At 22.6% G+C, this 17,890-nt stretch carries 17 protein-coding genes; 15 read left to right on the top strand and 2 right to left on the bottom strand.

What is annotated here, in order from left to right:
- Window positions 1-123 precede the first annotated feature (123 nt).
- Both H0H34_RS01940 and yidC read left to right on the top strand, forming a co-directional pair.
- Entirely contained in the window at window positions 124-1,746 is a 1,623-nt protein-coding gene (locus H0H34_RS01940) for a CTP synthase (protein WP_185873153.1), read from the top strand.
- 7 nt (window positions 1,747-1,753) lie between these two features.
- Complete coding sequence (gene yidC, locus H0H34_RS01935) at window positions 1,754-3,466, top strand: membrane protein insertase YidC (protein WP_185873152.1); 1,713 nt, start codon at window positions 1,754-1,756, stop codon at window positions 3,464-3,466.
- A gap of 6 nt (window positions 3,467-3,472) precedes the next feature.
- Here the strand turns inward: yidC and H0H34_RS01930 are convergent, their stop codons facing one another.
- Window positions 3,473-4,225, bottom strand: coding sequence for a biotin--[acetyl-CoA-carboxylase] ligase (locus H0H34_RS01930; RefSeq protein ID WP_185873151.1), 753 nt, complete (start codon window positions 4,223-4,225; stop codon window positions 3,473-3,475).
- A 41-nt stretch (window positions 4,226-4,266) separates the two neighbouring features.
- Between H0H34_RS01930 and rsfS the strand changes: the two genes are divergently transcribed.
- From rsfS to H0H34_RS01910, 4 genes are read left to right on the top strand one after another with little or no spacing between them, the layout of a single operon-like run.
- On the top strand, window positions 4,267-4,602 hold the full coding sequence (gene rsfS, locus H0H34_RS01925; RefSeq protein ID WP_185873150.1) for a ribosome silencing factor: 336 nt from the start codon (window positions 4,267-4,269) through the stop codon (window positions 4,600-4,602).
- Between the two features lie 34 nt (window positions 4,603-4,636).
- Window positions 4,637-6,580, top strand: a complete 1,944-nt coding sequence (ftsH, locus tag H0H34_RS01920; protein WP_185873149.1) for an ATP-dependent zinc metalloprotease FtsH — start codon at window positions 4,637-4,639, stop codon at window positions 6,578-6,580.
- 14 nt (window positions 6,581-6,594) lie between these two features.
- Entirely contained in the window at window positions 6,595-7,404 is an 810-nt protein-coding gene (locus H0H34_RS01915) for a phosphatidate cytidylyltransferase (RefSeq protein WP_185873148.1), read from the top strand.
- 4 nt (window positions 7,405-7,408) lie between these two features.
- The gene (locus tag H0H34_RS01910; protein ID WP_185873147.1) at window positions 7,409-8,077 is read left to right on the top strand and encodes a phosphatidylserine decarboxylase family protein; all 669 of its coding nucleotides are present in this window, start codon (window positions 7,409-7,411) and stop codon (window positions 8,075-8,077) included.
- Between the two features lie 18 nt (window positions 8,078-8,095).
- On the opposite strand, the gene dnaK is transcribed toward H0H34_RS01910, so the two are convergent.
- Window positions 8,096-9,994, bottom strand: coding sequence for a molecular chaperone DnaK (dnaK, locus tag H0H34_RS01905; RefSeq protein WP_185873146.1), 1,899 nt, complete (start codon window positions 9,992-9,994; stop codon window positions 8,096-8,098).
- A gap of 177 nt (window positions 9,995-10,171) precedes the next feature.
- Here dnaK and rplM point away from each other — a divergent pair, with 177 nt between their 5' ends.
- The 9 genes from rplM to fusA are packed head-to-tail and all read left to right on the top strand — an operon-like array spanning window position 10,172 to window position 17,890.
- On the top strand, window positions 10,172-10,627 hold the full coding sequence (gene rplM, locus H0H34_RS01900) for a 50S ribosomal protein L13 (protein WP_185873145.1): 456 nt from the start codon (window positions 10,172-10,174) through the stop codon (window positions 10,625-10,627).
- Window positions 10,628-10,639: 12 nt separating this feature from the next.
- Window positions 10,640-11,023, top strand: a complete 384-nt coding sequence (gene rpsI / locus H0H34_RS01895) for a 30S ribosomal protein S9 (protein WP_185873144.1) — start codon at window positions 10,640-10,642, stop codon at window positions 11,021-11,023.
- Window positions 11,024-11,028: 5 nt separating this feature from the next.
- The gene (rpsB, locus tag H0H34_RS01890; RefSeq protein WP_185873143.1) at window positions 11,029-11,715 is read left to right on the top strand and encodes a 30S ribosomal protein S2; all 687 of its coding nucleotides are present in this window, start codon (window positions 11,029-11,031) and stop codon (window positions 11,713-11,715) included.
- Between the two features lie 6 nt (window positions 11,716-11,721).
- On the top strand, window positions 11,722-12,540 hold the full coding sequence (gene tsf, locus H0H34_RS01885) for a translation elongation factor Ts (protein WP_185873142.1): 819 nt from the start codon (window positions 11,722-11,724) through the stop codon (window positions 12,538-12,540).
- Window positions 12,541-12,560: 20 nt separating this feature from the next.
- The gene (gene gpmI, locus H0H34_RS01880; protein ID WP_185873141.1) at window positions 12,561-14,090 is read left to right on the top strand and encodes a 2,3-bisphosphoglycerate-independent phosphoglycerate mutase; all 1,530 of its coding nucleotides are present in this window, start codon (window positions 12,561-12,563) and stop codon (window positions 14,088-14,090) included.
- A 20-nt stretch (window positions 14,091-14,110) separates the two neighbouring features.
- Window positions 14,111-14,923, top strand: a complete 813-nt coding sequence (map, locus tag H0H34_RS01875; protein WP_185873140.1) for a type I methionyl aminopeptidase — start codon at window positions 14,111-14,113, stop codon at window positions 14,921-14,923.
- 5 nt (window positions 14,924-14,928) lie between these two features.
- Window positions 14,929-15,303: a 30S ribosomal protein S12 gene (rpsL, locus tag H0H34_RS01870; RefSeq protein WP_185873139.1), complete on the top strand. Its 375-nt coding sequence runs from the start codon at window positions 14,929-14,931 to the stop codon at window positions 15,301-15,303.
- 3 nt (window positions 15,304-15,306) lie between these two features.
- Window positions 15,307-15,783: a 30S ribosomal protein S7 gene (gene rpsG / locus H0H34_RS01865; protein WP_185873138.1), complete on the top strand. Its 477-nt coding sequence runs from the start codon at window positions 15,307-15,309 to the stop codon at window positions 15,781-15,783.
- A gap of 4 nt (window positions 15,784-15,787) precedes the next feature.
- Complete coding sequence (gene fusA, locus H0H34_RS01860; RefSeq protein WP_185873137.1) at window positions 15,788-17,890, top strand: elongation factor G; 2,103 nt, start codon at window positions 15,788-15,790, stop codon at window positions 17,888-17,890.

Raw genomic sequence — 17,890 nt, 5'->3', positions numbered from 1 at the left:
CCTGGGAGATAATAGGGAGCTGATTGTGTAGGACTTGCCCTAAATTTGGCAAATATAAAAAAAAAATTATAAATTTCTAATAAATTTTTAATAAAAATTACATATTTTTTTTATGTTATGTAAATGGAAACAAAGTATATTTTTATTACAGGTGGAGTAATTTCATCTTTAGGAAAAGGTGTTGTTTCTGCTTCATTAGGAATGTTATTAAAATCTAGAGGATACAAAATTTCTTTATTAAAATTAGATCCTTATTTAAATATAGATCCAGGAACATTAAATCCTTATGAACATGGAGAATGTTTTGTTACTAAAGATGGATCGGAGACTGATATGGATTTAGGACATTATGAAAGATTTTTAGATCAAGAAACAACAAAAGAGAATAATATTACATCAGGATTAATTTATAAAACAGTTATAGATAATGAAAGAAAAGGAGTTTATTTAGGAAAAACTGTTCAGGTTATTCCTCATATTACTGATGAAATTAAAAGACGTATTAAAATTTTAGGAAACTCTGAAAATTATGATATAGTAATTATAGAAATAGGAGGTACAGTTGGTGATATAGAAATACTACCATATATAGAATCAGTTAGACAATTAAAATGGGAATTAGGAAAATTTAATGGATTAGTAATTCATTTAACTTTATTACCATACAGTGGGGTAATTGATGAAATTAAAACTAAACCAACACAACATTCAGTTAGAAACTTAATGGAGAATGGAGTACAAGCTGATATTATTGTCTGTAGGACAAAGAATACTATTTCTAATAGTATTAGAAATAAATTATCATTATTTTGTAATATTAAACCTGATCATGTTATTGAATCAATTGATACTAAAGTAGTATATGAAATACCTTATTTACTATATTTACAAAAATTTGATAAAATAGTTTTAAATTATTTAAAATTAAAATTTTTTAATAAAAAAAAAAATTATCATCATCTAATAGAATGGACATCTTTCATAAAGAAGTATAAAAATCCTAAATATAAAATTATAATTGCGTTAGTTGGAAAATACGTCTCACTGCATGATTCTTATAAATCTATTATAGAATCATTAATTCATGCAGGAACAAAAAATGAAATTTTTATTAAAATAAAATGGATTTATTCTGACTTAATAAATGAAAAAAATATTAAATCAATTTTTAGTAATATATCAGGTATTTTAATTGCCCCAGGATTTGGTAAAAGGGGAATAGAAGGTAAAATATTAGCTGCTAAATACGCTAGAGAAAATAAAATTCCATTTCTTGGAATATGTTTAGGTATGCAAATTTCTGCTATAGAATTTGCAAGAAATGTTTTGGGAATAAAAGAAGCAGAAACTATAGAATCAAATCCTGATACTTCTTATCCTATTATAAATTTGATGAAAAAACAAAAAAATATTACTTATAAGGGTGGAACTATGCGTTTAGGAAATTGGAAATGTGTTTTATTAAAAGGATCTAAATTATTTTCTATTTATGGAAAAAAAGAAATTTTAGAAAGACATCGTCATAGATATGAATTTAATAATGATTATCTTAATGCTTTTTCCAAAGCTGGTATGATACCTGTAGGTATAAATCCTGAAACTGGTTTAGTTGAAGCATTAGAATTAAAAAATCATATATTTTTCATAGGAGTTCAATATCATCCAGAATATAAAAGTACAATAATTAATCCTCATCCATTATTTATTTCTTTTGTATTAACTTCTAAAGAATATAAATCGTTATAAAAATTTTATGAAAGGAAAAAGTACAGATTATAATTTTATAATAGGATTATTTCTTATAATTGTGATTTTAATAATTTTTTCATTTTTTTCTGAAAAAAAACCTTTTTTTGAAAAAAAAATAATAAAACGTAGTGATGAAAAAGAATATAATGTATTAAGAATAAAAAATAATTCAAAAGAAAAATTTTTTATATTAGAAAATAATGTATTAAGATTGAAAATATCCAATATTGGAGGATTAATTAACGAAGTTTTTTTAAAAAAATATAAATCTTATGATTATAAAAAATATTCTAATGTTAAAAATCTTTTCTTAGTAAAAAATTATAGTTTGTTTTATAAAATTAATTTTTATAATAAATTTGGAACTAATATTAGTACACATAATTTATTATTCAAACCCGTTTTATTAAAAAAAGATAAAAATTTTATAATACTTATTTTAAAACATTATAATAATGGAAAAATTTTATATTACATATATAAAATAGGAAAAAATAATCAATATGATTTAAATTTTTCTGTTAAAACAGAAAAATTTAAATCATTAAACGATACCGTATCTCTAAATTTAGAACAATGTATTTTTCCTGTAGAAAAAGATAAAAATTGGGAAAATTCTTATACAAAATTATATTATAGTTATTACAATATAGATAAAAATAAATTTATTATAGAAAATTTATCTGAAAAAGATTCAGAAGAAAAAAACATTAATAATCCAAGATGGATAGCCTGTAAACAACAATTTTTTACAACTATTTTTAATCCAAAAAATAATTTAAAACATATTAATGTATATTCTAAAAATTTTAATTCTAAAAAATTTTTGAAAGTAATTTTTATTAACACTATTATAAACTCTAATAAAAATAATAAAAACAAAGAATTAAATTTTTCTACCAATTTCTATTTTGGACCATTAGATTTTAATATATTAAAAAAATATAATAACAATTATGAAGATATAATTCCCTTTGGATGGGGATTTTTAAAATTTATTAATAAATATTTTTTTTTATTAATATTTCAATTATTAGAAAACACTAATTTAAATTATGGAATTATAATTATTTTAATGACTATGGTAGTTAAATTACTATTATATCCAATTACCTATAAACAATATAAATTAAGTGTTATTATGAAGCTGATTAAGCCTGATATAGAAAAAATAAATAATAAATTTGGAAATAATAATATGATGGAAAAACAAAAATCTATAATTAATTTATATAAAAAGGTAGGTATTAATCCAATGTCTGGTTGTTTGTCTGCCATTTTTCAAATCCCTATTTTTTATTCATTATTTAAATTTTTTCCTACTCTAATTAATCTTAGAGGTAAATCTTTTATGTGGGTAGATGATTTAACATCATATGATTCAATATTGGAGTTACCATTTTTTATTCCATTTTATGGAGATCATGTAAGTTTACTTACTTTATTATATTCTATAGCTTTATTAGTATATACAAAATTAAGTAACAATGGAAAAAATGCTTCTATTGGTAATAATGAAAATTATTTTTCATATAATATGGATATAATGTTATATTTAATGCCGTTTATTATGTTATTATTTATAAATAATTATGCATCAGCTTTATCTTTATATTACTTTATTTCCAATGTTATAAATATTGTATTCTTTTTTTTAATTAAAAAATTTTTTTTAAATGAAAAAAAAATATTGTTAAAAATAAAAAAAAATAAATAATTAATTTTATAATAATTTTATTTCTTTTTGATAAAAATATTTTAACTTACCATTTACTTCTATTAAAACATGTCCTTTATTATTAATTGATTTAATAATTCCATAAAAAAATATTTTTTTTTTTAAAAAAAAAAAGTTAGATATTTTATTTTTTAAGTATAAATGTTTTATATAATATCGTTTTATATTTATAACATTATTTATAAATAATAAGTATTCATTTTGAATATGAAAAATAATATTATTGATAATATAATCAAGATCAAATTCAATATTAAAAATGTTACTCAATGATGAAGCATTCCAATATATATTAAACTTTTTTTGTTTAATATTTATTCCTATACCAATTATAGAAATATATATTTCATCAAAAATAAAATTATTTTCAATCAAAATTCCTCCTATTTTTTTATTATCTATTATAATATCATTAGGCCATTTAATCCATATTGGATAATTTAATATCTTTGATAAAGATTTATGAATAGCATTACTTATAATAATATTTATTATATACAAATTATAAATATTTATTTTTTTTGGTTTAAAAATTAAACTAAATGTCAAATTTTTTCCATTTTCTGTACACCAAGATCCCGAATATCCTTTTCCATCAGTTTGATGTTTAGATTGTATAATTATCCAATTTTTAAATTTTAAAAGTATTTTATTGAGATATTTTTTAGCAAATTTATTAGTAGATTTAGTTTTTTTTAAATAAATAATACTTATTGGCCAAATAAATTTATTTTGCATTATTAAATTTGTTTTACGTTTTTTATTTTAAATTTTTTATTTTGTTATTAGAAAAAATTATAAAAGGAATTCAGTTAGTTAAAGGAGAAAATGTTTCTATTATTAATTTAAAATGTAAAAATAATTTTATATGTGATTATTTTATAATTTGTAATGGAAATTCTAAAAATCAAGTAGATGCAATTTATAAATCTGTAGAAAGAGTTACAAAAAATGAATTAAAAATTAAACCTTGGCATATAGAAGGATTAAAAAATAAAGAATGGATATTAGTTGATTATGTTACTGTAGTTGTACATATTTTTATTGAAGAGAAAAGGTTCTATTATGATATAGAAAATCTTTGGAAGAGTAGTAAATATATTGTAAAAAAATAATTATATTAAATTTTAAAATGGAGAAATTTGTAGTATGATAAATAAAAAAAATAGAAATAATTTTTTCTGGATTTATATTGCAATATTTATTATATTTTTGGGAATATTTTTTTTAAAATCTTCTTTTTCTAATCCAAAAAAAATAAATCAAGATATTTTTTTTAACATCCTTTCAAAAGGAAAGATAGAAAAAATTATTGTAAAACATAAAGAAATTGTACATGTATATTTAAAAAAAAATAAAAATAAATACAGTAATTCAATTGATAATAATATAAGTAATGAAAAAGGATTTATTATACAACAAAATCAATTACAATATGAATTTGAGATAGGAGATTTACAATTATTTCAAAATAAATTTGAAAAATATAAAAAACTATATAATTTAGATACTATAATTGATTTTAAAAATCAACAAGATTATACTATTACAAAATTTTTTTTTGATTACGGAATATTTTTTATACTATTAATACTATTTTGGATTTTTTTGTTTAGAAGAATAAGTACTACTGGTGGAGGACCTGGAGGACAAATATTTAATATTGGAAAATCTAAAGCAAGATTATTCGATGAAAATGATGATATAAAAACTACATTTAAAGATGTAGCAGGATTAGAAGGTGCTAAAGAAGAAGTTGAAGAAATAGTAGAGTTTTTAAAAAATCCAAACAAGTATACAAAATTAGGTGGTAAAATACCAAAAGGGGCTTTATTGATTGGGCCTCCAGGAACAGGAAAAACTTTATTAGCAAAAGCAGTAGCAGGTGAAGCTAAAGTTCCATTTTTTTCTTTATCAGGATCAGATTTTGTTGAAATGTTTGTTGGTGTTGGAGCCTCTAGAGTAAGAGATTTATTTGATAAAGCAAAAGAAAAATCTCCATGTATAATATTTATAGATGAAATAGATGCTATAGGTAGGGCTAGAGGTAAAAGTAGTATCGCAGGATCAAATGACGAAAGAGAAAATACATTAAATCAATTGCTAACTGAAATGGATGGATTTGGAACTAATACTAATGTAATTGTATTAGCTGCTACTAATAGATCTGATATTTTAGATAAAGCATTATTAAGACCTGGACGTTTTGATAGAACTATTATAGTTGATCCTCCAGAATTGAACGAAAGAAAAGAAATATTTAATGTTCATTTAAAAAAATTAGTTTTATCTAAAAATGTAGATATAGATTTTTTAGCTAGACAAACCCCTGGATTTAGTGGGGCTGATATAGCAAATGTTTGTAATGAATCAGCTTTAATTGCAGCTAGAAAAAATGGAGAATCAATAGTTAATAAAGATTTTTTAGAAGCAATAGATCGTATAATAGGTGGATTAGAAAAGAAAAATAAAATAATTAAACCTAATGAAAGAAAAAGAATTGCTTATCATGAAGCTGGTCATGCTATAATAAGTTGGTTATTAGAACATGCTGCTTCATTAGTTAAGGTAACTATAATACCTAGAGGTAAATCTTTGGGATCAGCATGGTATTTACCTGAGGAACGTCAATTAACTACTCCTGAACAAATGAAAGATGAAATATGTTCTTTATTGGCTGGAAGATCAGCAGAAGAAATTGCTTTTAATTCTATTTCAACTGGAGCCTTGAATGATTTAGAAAGAGTAACAAAACAAGCGCAATCTATGGTTGCTATTTTTGGATTAAATGAAAAAATTGGAAATATTTCTTATTATGATTCTACAGGACAAAATGAATTTAATTTTTCAAAACCTTATAGTGAAAAAACAGCCCAAATTATAGATGAAGAAATATCTAAAATTATTACAGAACAATATAAAAGAGCAAAAAAAATATTGAAAAATAATGAAAAAAAATTAGATATGTTAGCAAATGAACTTTTGAAAAAAGAAGTTCTATTTAGAGAAGATTTAAAAAAAATATTTGGAAATAGACCATTTCCTGATGAAATAGAAGAATTATTAAAAGAAAAAAATGTTTCTGTTTCCTAACAAAAATTTTTTTTATGATAAAAAAAAAATATATAGATTTTTTAATAAGAATTTTTTCTGGTTTAATTCATGTTATAATAATTATTTTTTCTATTGAAAAAGGAGAAAAATTATTTAGAATTGTCATGATGTTATTTTCTTTTATTTGTTTTCTTGAATTTTTAATTATATCGGAAACTGATATTTTTTTAAATAAACTAATATTTTTGTTATTTTTTATATCTATTTTATTAGATATTTTTTTTTTTAAAAACGGATTAATTCTATATATGATAATTTTTTTTTCATATTTTTTATTTTTTTCCATTATTCAATTATTTAATAAATATAATCATAAAAAAAAATTTACTAAAATTAGTAATATTTTATTTGGCTTAACTTATATTGTAGTTCCTTTTTTTATATCATATTATATATATTCATTATATGGTAAAAGAATAATGTTGGGAATATTTATTTTAATATGGGTAAATGATTCATTATCCTATTTAATAGGAAGAAAATGGGGAAAAAATAAAATAGCCATATCTATATCTCCTAAAAAATCTATAGAAGGATATATTGGTGGATTATTGTTTTGCATATTAATAGGTATTTTTCTATATAAAATATGGAAAGATAAATATTGGTTATTTTTTTCATTAATAGTATCAATATTTGGATCTATAGGAGATCTTATTGAATCAACTATTAAAAGATCTTATGGTGTAAAGAATTCTAGTATTTGGTTTCCAGGACATGGGGGGTTTTTAGATAGATTAGATAGTTTTATTTTTGTTATCCCAATAATATTTATGATATTATTTATTTTTTATATATTTTAAAAATATGATACATAAAGAAGGGAAATTATTTTTAATATATACAATAATTTTATTGTTATTAATTATAATATTAATTTTTATTTTTTTACCAAAAAAAATTTGTATTGCAATTTCATTTTTATCACTTATTATTTATTCATTTTTAATATTCTTTTTTAGGAATCCAAAAATCAAAACAAATTTTTCTAACGAAATTAAAAAAAGGAATTTTGTAGTTTCTCCTGCTGACGGAAAAATATTAATGATAGAAAAAGTTTTTGAAAATGAATATTTAAAAAAAAAATGTATAAAAATATCTATTTTTATATCTCCATTTAATGTTCATGTTAATAGATACCCAGTTTCAGGACAAATTATATATTCAAAATATTATCCTGGAAAACATTTAATTGCTTGGTTAAAAAAATCTTCATTTAAAAATGAACATACTACTGTAGTAATAAAAACAGAAAATAAAAATAAAATATTATTACGTCAAATAGCTGGATTTATTGCACGTCGTATTGTTTGTTATGCAAAAGAAAAATTTATAGTAAAAAAAAGAGATGATCTTGGATTTATTAAGTTTGGATCCAGAGTTGATATTTTTATTCCTATAAATTCTAAAATATTAATAAAAAAGGGAGAAAAAGTTATAGGAGGAATTACTGATATATCTATCCTTCCAAAATAAAAACTCCCTAATTATTTTTTATTTTACTTCTTCGTAATCAACATCTTGTACGTTATTTCCGTTTTTTTTATTATTTTTTTTATTAGAAGATTTATTATTTTTTTCTTTATTGTTATTACTATTACTATGAATATTTTGTAACGATTTACTCCATAGTTCATTAAGTTTTTTTATACAATTATCAACAGAATCTAAATCTTTTTTTTGATAAAATTCTTTTAATTCTTTTAAAGTATTTTCTATATTTTTTCTACTATTTTCTGATAATTTTTCACCATTATCTTTTAATTGTTTTTCAAATTGAAAAATTTGATTATCTATTAAATTTAATTTTTCTATTTTTTTCTTAATAGTTTCATCGCTTTTAGCGTTTTCTTTAGCTTCTTTTTTCATTCTTTTAATTTCATCTTGATTCAATCCTGAAGATGTTTCTATTCTTATAGATTGTTCTTTTCCAGTTCCTTTATTTTTAGCTGAAACATTTAATATTCCATTCGCATCTATATCAAATGTTACTTCTATTTGGGGAACACCTCTAGGTGATGGAGGTATATCTACTAGATCAAATCTTCCTATTTCTTTATTATCTTTAAACATTGATCTTTCTCCTTGTCCAACTCGTATAGTTACTGCTGGTTGATTATCTGATGCTGTTGAAAATACCTCTGATTTTTTAGTTGGTATAGTAGTATTAGAATCAATCAATTTAGTAAACACTCCACCTAAAGTTTCTATTCCTAAGGATAATGGTGTTACATCTAATAGTAATACATCCTGTACATCTCCTGTTAATACTCCACCTTGTATAGCAGCTCCTATAGCAACTACTTCATCTGGATTAACACCTTTTGATGGTTTGATATTAAAAAATTTTTCTACTTCTTTTTGAACTTTTGGTATACGAGTTGATCCTCCTACTAAAATAACTTCATTAATGTCTTTAGTAGTTAAATTAGCATCTTTTAAGGCTTTAGAACATGGATTTATTGATCTTTTAATTAAAGAGTCAGAAAGTTGTTCAAATTTGGATCTTGTTAAAGTTATAACCAAATGTTTTGGACCAGATTCAGTTGCAGTTATATAAGGTAAATTAATTTCTGTATGATTAGATGAAGATAATTCTATTTTTGCTTTTTCAGACGCTTCTTTTAAACGTTGTAATGCCATTGGATCTTTTCTTAAATCCAATCCTTCTTTAGATTTAAAAGTATCTGCAAAATAATCTATGATTACTTGATCAAAATTATCTCCACCTAAATGAGTATCACCATTAGTAGAAAGTACTTCAAACACACCATCTCCTAATTCTAAAATAGAAACATCAAATGTTCCACCTCCTAAATCGTATACTACAATTTTTTTATTTTGATTATTTTTATCTAATCCATAAGCTAGGGCTGCTGCAGTAGGTTCATTTATTATTCTTTCTACTTGAAGTCCAGCTATTTCTCCAGACTCTTTTGTCGCTTGTCTTTGTGCATCATTAAAATAAGCTGGTACAGTTATTACTGCTTTTTTTATTTCATGTCCTAAATAATCTTCTGCAGTTTTTTTCATTTTTTGTAAAATCATTGCAGAAATTTCTTGTGGAGCATATAATCTATTATCTATGCTAACACGAGGTGTATTATTTCCACCTTTTATTACTTTATAAGGAATATGTTTTAATTCTTCTGATATCTCTGAATATGTTCTCCCCATAAATCTTTTGATAGAAAAAATAGTTTTTTTAGGATTAGTTACAGCTTGTCTTTTTGCTGGATCTCCTATTTTTCTTTCACCTCCTTTTACAAAGGCTACAACAGATGGGGTAGTCCTTTTTCCTTCAGAATTTTGAATAACATTAGGATCATTAACTTCCATTACAGCTACACAAGAGTTAGTAGTTCCTAAATCTATACCTATAATTTTACTCATTTTTATATTTTTTCATATTATTATGATTTCATCAATCATTATGCCATAATGAAAATAAAACCGTATATATATAAATAAATTAAAATATATGACAATAAAAATCAATTAAAAAAATGACTTTTTGTCATAAAAAAAAATTATATTTAAAAAGATTGTTATATTATACACAAAAATTTTATGGATTCATTAAGTTTTAAAACAATTTCAGTAAAAAAAAAATTTATAAAAAAATCATGGGTACTTATAGATGCATCTGATCAAATTTTAGGTAGATTATCATCAAAAATAGCTTGTATTATTATGGGAAAACATAAGTCTTATTTTTCTCCACACATAGATTGCGGTGATTATGTAATAGTTATTAATTCCAATAAAATAAAGTTTAGTGGAAATAAATGGAATAATAAAGAATATGTTAGTTACACTGGTTATCCAGGAGGAAAAAAAATAATTTTTGCTAAAGATTTATTTAATAAAGATTCAAGAATTTTAATATATAAATCAGTAAAAAGAATGTTACCAAAAAACCGTTTATCAAGAAAAATATTTAAAAAAAATCTTTATGTATATCATAATGAAAAACATAATCATAATGCTCAAAATCCTACTAAAATAAATTTGTTAGATTATTAAATAAAACTTAAAATGGTATATCATACAATAGGAAGAAGAAAAAGATCTACTGCAAGAATTTATCTTAATACAGATGGAAATGGATTAATTACTGTTAATTCTAAAAAATTGGAATGTTATTTTCCAAAATATATAATATATAAAATATTTTATCCTATAAAATTATTAAATATAGATAATAAATTTAATATACTAATAAGAGTATCAGGAGGAGGAGTGAATGGGCAAATAGAGGCTATAAGATTAGCTATTTCTCGTGCAATGTGCAATATAAATTCAAAAAATAGAAGCATATTAAAAAATGAAGGATTACTTACACGTGATTCTAGAGAAGTAGAAAGAAAAAAATTTGGACAAAAAAAAGCAAGAAAAAAATATCAATTTTCAAAACGTTAATAATTATGGAAATAAATACTCAAGATTTATTAAAATCAGGGGTTCATTTTGGTCATATTACTAGAAAATGGAATCCTAATATGCGTTCTTTTATTTTTATGAAAAGAGGAGGAATACATATAATAGATTTATCAAAGACAATATTAAAATTAAAAGAAGCATGTAATGGAATAAACAAAATAATAAGTTTAGGAAAGAAAGTATTATTTGTTGGAACTAAACCTCAAGCTAAAGAAAAAATATTTTTTTATGCAAAAAAAATAAAAATGCCATGTGTTACAGAAAGATGGCTAGGAGGATTACTAACAAATTTCAGTACTATTCGTAAATCAATAAAAAAAATGAATAGTATTGAAAGGATGAAAAAAAATGGAACTTTTAATACGTTATCTAAAAAAGAAAGGTTATTAATTGATAGATTATATAATAAATTATATAAAAACTTAGGTACCATCTCTGATATGAATAATATTCCAAGTGGAATATTTATTGTTGATCCAAATGAAGAAAAAATAGCATTAACAGAAGCAAAAAAATTAAGAATACCAATATTTGCTATGGTAGATACAAACACTAATCCTAATGATATTAATTATCCTATACCATCAAATGATGATTCTTCTAAATCTATAGATATAATATTAAAATTTATAACAGAATATATAAAAAAAAGTACTGATAAAAAAAAATAATAAAAAATGAAAATATCAATTTCTAAAATTAAAGAATTAAGAAAATTTACTGGAATAGGAATAATGGAATGTAAAAAAGCATTAATAAATTCTAATGGAGATATAAAAAAAGCAATTTTTTTTTTAAAAAAAGAAGGTAAAAAAATATCTATTAATTTTAGTAAAAACAAAACAGATGAAGGTGCATTAATATCTTATATAAAAAATGATGATACTTTTGGTACTATTTTAGGTATTAGTTGTGAAACTGATTTTCTTTCTAAGAGTAAAGATTTTTTAAATTTACTTTATGATTTATCCAAAAAATCTGTATCATATAATTATAAAATTGATTTTCTTAATAGTTCATATAATAATGAAGAAACTGTAAATGATTTTATTAAAAATAAAATAGTAATTTTTAAAGAAAAAATAAAAATAAGTGTATTTGAAACAATAAAAGCTCCATACGTTATAAATTATACTCATAATAATAAGATTGCTGCGTTAGTTGGGTTTTCCAAAAAAATAGAAAAATATATAGCAAAAAATATAGCAATGCATATTGTAGCAATGAATCCATTATCTATATCAGAAAATGATTTTCCAAAAAATATTTTAAAAGAAGAAAAAAATATAATTAGACAACAAGTAGAAAATGAAAATAAAGAAAAACAAACTAAAATTATTGAAAAAATAATTATTGGAAAAATTAAAAAATTAATATTAGATAATACACTTATTAATCAAAAATTTATAAAAGATAACAGTTTAACTGTAAATGAATATATAAATAAATTTGAAAAAGATTTTAATATTTTATCTTTTAAGAGAATTAATATATAATAATTTTATTTCATTTTTTTATGAAAAAAATAATGTTGATAATTGTAGATGGATGGGGAATAACTCCAACTAATAATAAGTATATTTCTGCTATAACTAAAGCAAATACTCCATTTATAGATTTTTGTATTAAAAACTATCCATTTAGTAAATTAAATGCATCAGGAATACATGTAGGATTACCTAGTGGGCAAATGGGAAATTCTGAGGTTGGACATATGAGTTTAGGTTCTGGAAGAAAAATAATTCAAAATTTAGAAAAAATTAACATATATATAAAAAATGGATTTTTAAAAAAAAAGATAAATAATATTTTTAAAAATTTTTCTAGCGAAAAAAGAATTCATTTTATTGGACTTCTTTCGGATGGTGGAGTTCATTCTCATATAAATCATTTACTATATTTATTAAAAATATCTTATGAAAATAATTTAAAAAATATTTTTATTCATGCATTTATGGATGGAAGAGATACGTCTCCATATAGTGGTATTTCTCATATAAAAAAATTACTAATTATAACAAAAAAATATGTTGGTAAATTATCATCTGTAATTGGTAGATTTTATGCAATGGATAGGAATTTAAAATGGAATAGAACAAAAATAGCATATGAAGCTATGACAAATTATAAGGGTATTCATACTAATAATATTTTATATTCTATAAAAAATTTTTATGAAAAAAAAAAAACAGATGAATTTCTACCTCCATTAATAATTACAGACAAAAATAGTAAACCAATATCGAAAATAAAAAATGGAGATATTGTTTTCTGTTTTAATTTTCGTCCAGATAGATCAAGACAGATAACAGAATTATTAACAAATAACAATTTTCATAAAATAAATTATACTAAAATTAGTCTTTATAGTTATATAACTATGACCTCTTTTAATGAAAAATATAAAAATATTTTAACAATTATTAAACATAAAAATTTACCTAATACATTAGGAGAAATTTTATCAAAAGAAGGAAAGACACAAATTCGTATAGCAGAAACAGAAAAATATCCACACGTTACCTTCTTTTTTTCTGGAGGAAGAGAAAAACCATTTGATAAAGAATTAAGAATTTTATGTCCATCACCAAAAGTAGAAACTTACGATATAAAACCTGAAATGAGTGCTATAAAAATTGTAAAAAAAATTATTCCAAAAATTAAAAAAAAGGAATTCGATTTTATTTGTCTAAATTTTGCAAATCCTGATATGGTTGGGCATACAGGAAATATGATTAAAACTATAAAAGCATGTGAAGTTGTTGATATATGTGTAAAAATATGTTCTAATTATGCATTAAATAATATGTACACAATTATTATTGTAGGAGATCATGGAAACGCAGATTATATGATAAATAAAGATGGTACCCCAAATACATCACATAGTAAGTCTCTAGTACCATTTATTTTATTAGATAATAATATAAAAAAAAATATTCTTTTAAATGAAAACTGTTCATTATGTGATGTTGCTCCTACGATTTTAACTTTAATGAAATTACCTATTCCTAACGATATGAATGGATTTTCAATTATTAAATAATAATTAATTTTATAAATATTTTGATAAAAACTATTGAAGAAATAATATTAATAAAAAAAAGTGCTTTTCTAGCATCTAAAACATTAGGTATGTTAGCTGGAAAAATAAAACCAGGAATAAATACTATTTATTTAGATAATTTAGCAAAAAATTTCATTATAGATAATGGAGGAATACCTGCATTTTTAGGTTTATATAATTATAAAAATACATTATGTGTATCTCCAAATAATCAAGTAGTTCATGGTATTCCAAATAAAAATTTATTGCATGATGGAGATATTTTATCTGTAGATTGTGGTGTATATATGAATGGTTTTTATGGAGAACATGCATATACTTTTGAAGTTGGAGAAATTTCAAAACAAAATAAAAACTTTTTATCTTGTTCTAAGAAATCTCTTTATATCGGAATTTCCAAATGTATTTCCGGTAATAAAATAGGTGATATAGGATATTCTATACAGTCATTTATAGAAAAAAATGGATTTTCTGTAGTAAAAGATTTAGTTGGACATGGAATAGGAAAAAAAATGCATGAAGATCCTCAAGTTCCAAATTTTGGTAAAAAAGGAAAAGGGTTGGAATTAAAAAATGGATTTGTATTATCAATTGAACCTATGATAAATATAGGAAAATCAGATATAATATTTCATAATGATGGATGGACTATAACTACTTTAGATAAAAAGAATTCATCTCATTATGAACATAATATAGCAATTGTAGACGATAAACCTTGTCTTCTATCTACTTTTAGTTATATTTATGATAAACTAGATATTTGCTCTGATGAAGAAAATAAATTTCAAAATAAAAAAATTAAATTTTAATAATTATGCCTACTATACAACAATTAATTAGAAAAGGTAGAAATTCTAATTTAAAAAAAAGAAAGTCTATTGCTTTAGAATTTTGTCCACAAAAAAAAGGTGTTTGTACAAGAGTATACACTACAACACCTAAAAAACCAAATTCTGCAATGAGAAAGGTTGCTCGTGTAAGATTCACCAATGGTAAAGAAGTTATTAGTTATATAACAGGAGAAGGTCATAATCTTCAAGAACATTCTATTGTATTAGTTAAAGGTGGACGTGTAAAAGATTTACCAGGTGTAAAATATAAAATTATAAGAGGAGCGCGAGATACAGCTGGAGTAAATGGAAGAAAAAATAGTAGAAGTAAATATGGAGCAAAAATGAAAAAAAAATAAATTATGAGAAAAATTAAAAGAAAAGCTAAAATTTATATACCAGATCCAAAATTTAATGATGTTCTTGTTACTCGTTTTGTAAATCATTTAATGAAAAATGGAAAAAAAAGTTTAGCATATAAAATATTTTATAGTGCAATGAATAAAATTGATTTAATTAAAAAAAATGAAGAAAAATCTTCAATAGAAATATGGAAATCTGGATTAAAAAATGTCACTCCATATGTAGAAGTAAAAAGTCGTAGAATGGGTGGATCTAACATTAAAATACCAGTATCTATTCCTTCTACTATTAGAATAACTAAAGCTATGAAGATATTAGTAACTTGCGCTTCAATAAGAAATGAAAAAACAATGGCAAATAAATTAGCATTTGAAATATGGGATGCTTTTAATGAACAAGGAGAATCTATAAAAAGAAAAGAAAATATACATAAAATGGCTGAAGCCAATAAAGCATTTTCACATTTCAGATTCTGATTTTATGAAAAAAAACATAAAATATAACAGAAATATAGGAATTGTTGCACATATTGATGCTGGAAAAACTACCACAACTGAAAGAATATTATTTTATACAGGAATTAATCACAAAATAGGAGAAGTCCATGATGGAACGGCAACAATGGACTGGATGTTACAAGAGCAAGAACGAGGTATAACAATAACTTCAGCTGCAACACGTTGTGAATGGATTTATAATAACAATAAATATTATATTAATATAATAGATACTCCTGGACATGTAGATTTTACAGTTGAAGTAGAAAGATCTATGAGGGTTTTAGACGGAATGGTTGTATTATTTAGTGCAGTAGATGGAGTAGAGCCTCAATCAGAAACAGTTTGGAGACAAGCTGATAAATATGAAATACCTAGAATAGCTTTTGTAAACAAAATGGATAGACAAGGCGCTAATTTTTTAGATGTTTGTCTTCAAATAAAAAAAATTTTAGGAGCTAATTCAGTACCTATACAAATACCTATTGGTTATGGGGAAAATTTTATAGGAGTAGTTGATTTAATTCGTGATAAAGCAATAATATGGGAAGAAAAGAATTACGGAATGACATATAAAGTAATTTCTGTTCCTGATGATATGAAAAGAACAACTGAAAAATATAAAAATAATATTATTGAAATTTTATCTGAATTTGATGATGAAATAATGGAAAAATTTTTATATGATAATTCTTCTATATCAAAAAATGATATTATTAAATCTTTACGTAAGAATACAATTGAAATGAAAATAATTCCTATTTTATGTGGTTCTTCTTTTAAAAATAAAGGTGTTCAATCTATATTGGACGCAATTTGTAATTATCTACCTTCTCCAGTTGATATGAAAAATGTTGTGGGAATTAATCCAATTAACAAAAAAAAAATATGTAGAAAACCAGATGAAAATGATCCATTTTCTGCATTAGCTTTTAAAATATCTACAGATCCATTTGTTGGTCGTCTAGCATTTTTTAGAGTATATTCTGGAAAAATTTTTCCTGGATCTTATAGTTTTAATTCTAGATCTGGAAATAAGGAAAGAATATCTAGAATATATCAAATGCATGCTAATAAACAAAATCCAATTAAAGAAATAAAAGCTGGAGATATAGCTGCAATAGTTGGATTTAAAGATATTAAGACCGGAGATACTCTATGTGATGAAAAAAATCCTATTTTATTAGAGAAAATATTTTTTCCTGATCCTGTAATAGGTCTAGCTGTAGAACCTAAATATAAATCTGATATAGATAAAATGAGTATAGCATTATCTAAATTAATGGAAGAAGATCCTACTTTTCAAGTTAGAACTGATGAATATACTAGTCAAACTATTATATCTGGAATGGGAGAATTACATTTAGAAATAATTATAGATAGAATGAAAAGAGAATTTAATGTAGAAGTTAATCAAGGGGAACCACAAGTAGAATATAAAGAAGCTATAACGAAATCTATAGAACATAGAGAAATTTATAAAAAACAAACAGGTGGAAGAGGAAAATTTGCTGATATTTTACTTAAATTAGAACCAGGTGAAAAGGAAAAACCTGGATTAATTTTTATTAGTAAAATAAAAGGTGGAAATATTCCAAAAGAATATATTCCTTCTATAGAAAAAGGATGTAAAGAGATGATGAAAAATGGACCTTTATTTGGCTATGAAATTGATAATGCAAAAGTTACTATATTAGACGGATCTTATCATTCTGTTGATTCTGATCAATTATCTTTTGAATTAGCTGGAAAATTTGCTTTTAGATCTGCATCAAAAAAAGCTAATCCTGTTTTACTAGAACCTATAATGAAGTTAGAAGTAATTATTCCTGAAGAAAACATGGGGGATGTTATAGGAGATTTAAATAGAAGAAGAGGTATTATACAAAATATGGGTAATAAAAATAATATTAAAATAATTAATGTAATGGTTCCATTATCTGAAATGTTTGGTTATGTTACATCATTAAGAACTCTTTCATCTGGAAGAGGAACCTCTACTATGGAATTTTCTCATTATGATGTTGTTTCAAATTCAGTGATGAATAACATTTTAATTAAAAAAAATAAAAATGAAAATAAATAA

Origin of the sequence: Blattabacterium cuenoti (assembly GCF_014252375.1) — a bacterium.
Lineage (GTDB): Bacteria > Bacteroidota > Bacteroidia > Flavobacteriales > Blattabacteriaceae > Blattabacterium > Blattabacterium cuenoti_AH.
The sequence above is the reverse complement of the archived record's forward strand: the minus strand, read 5'-3'. Positions and strand labels throughout refer to the sequence as shown.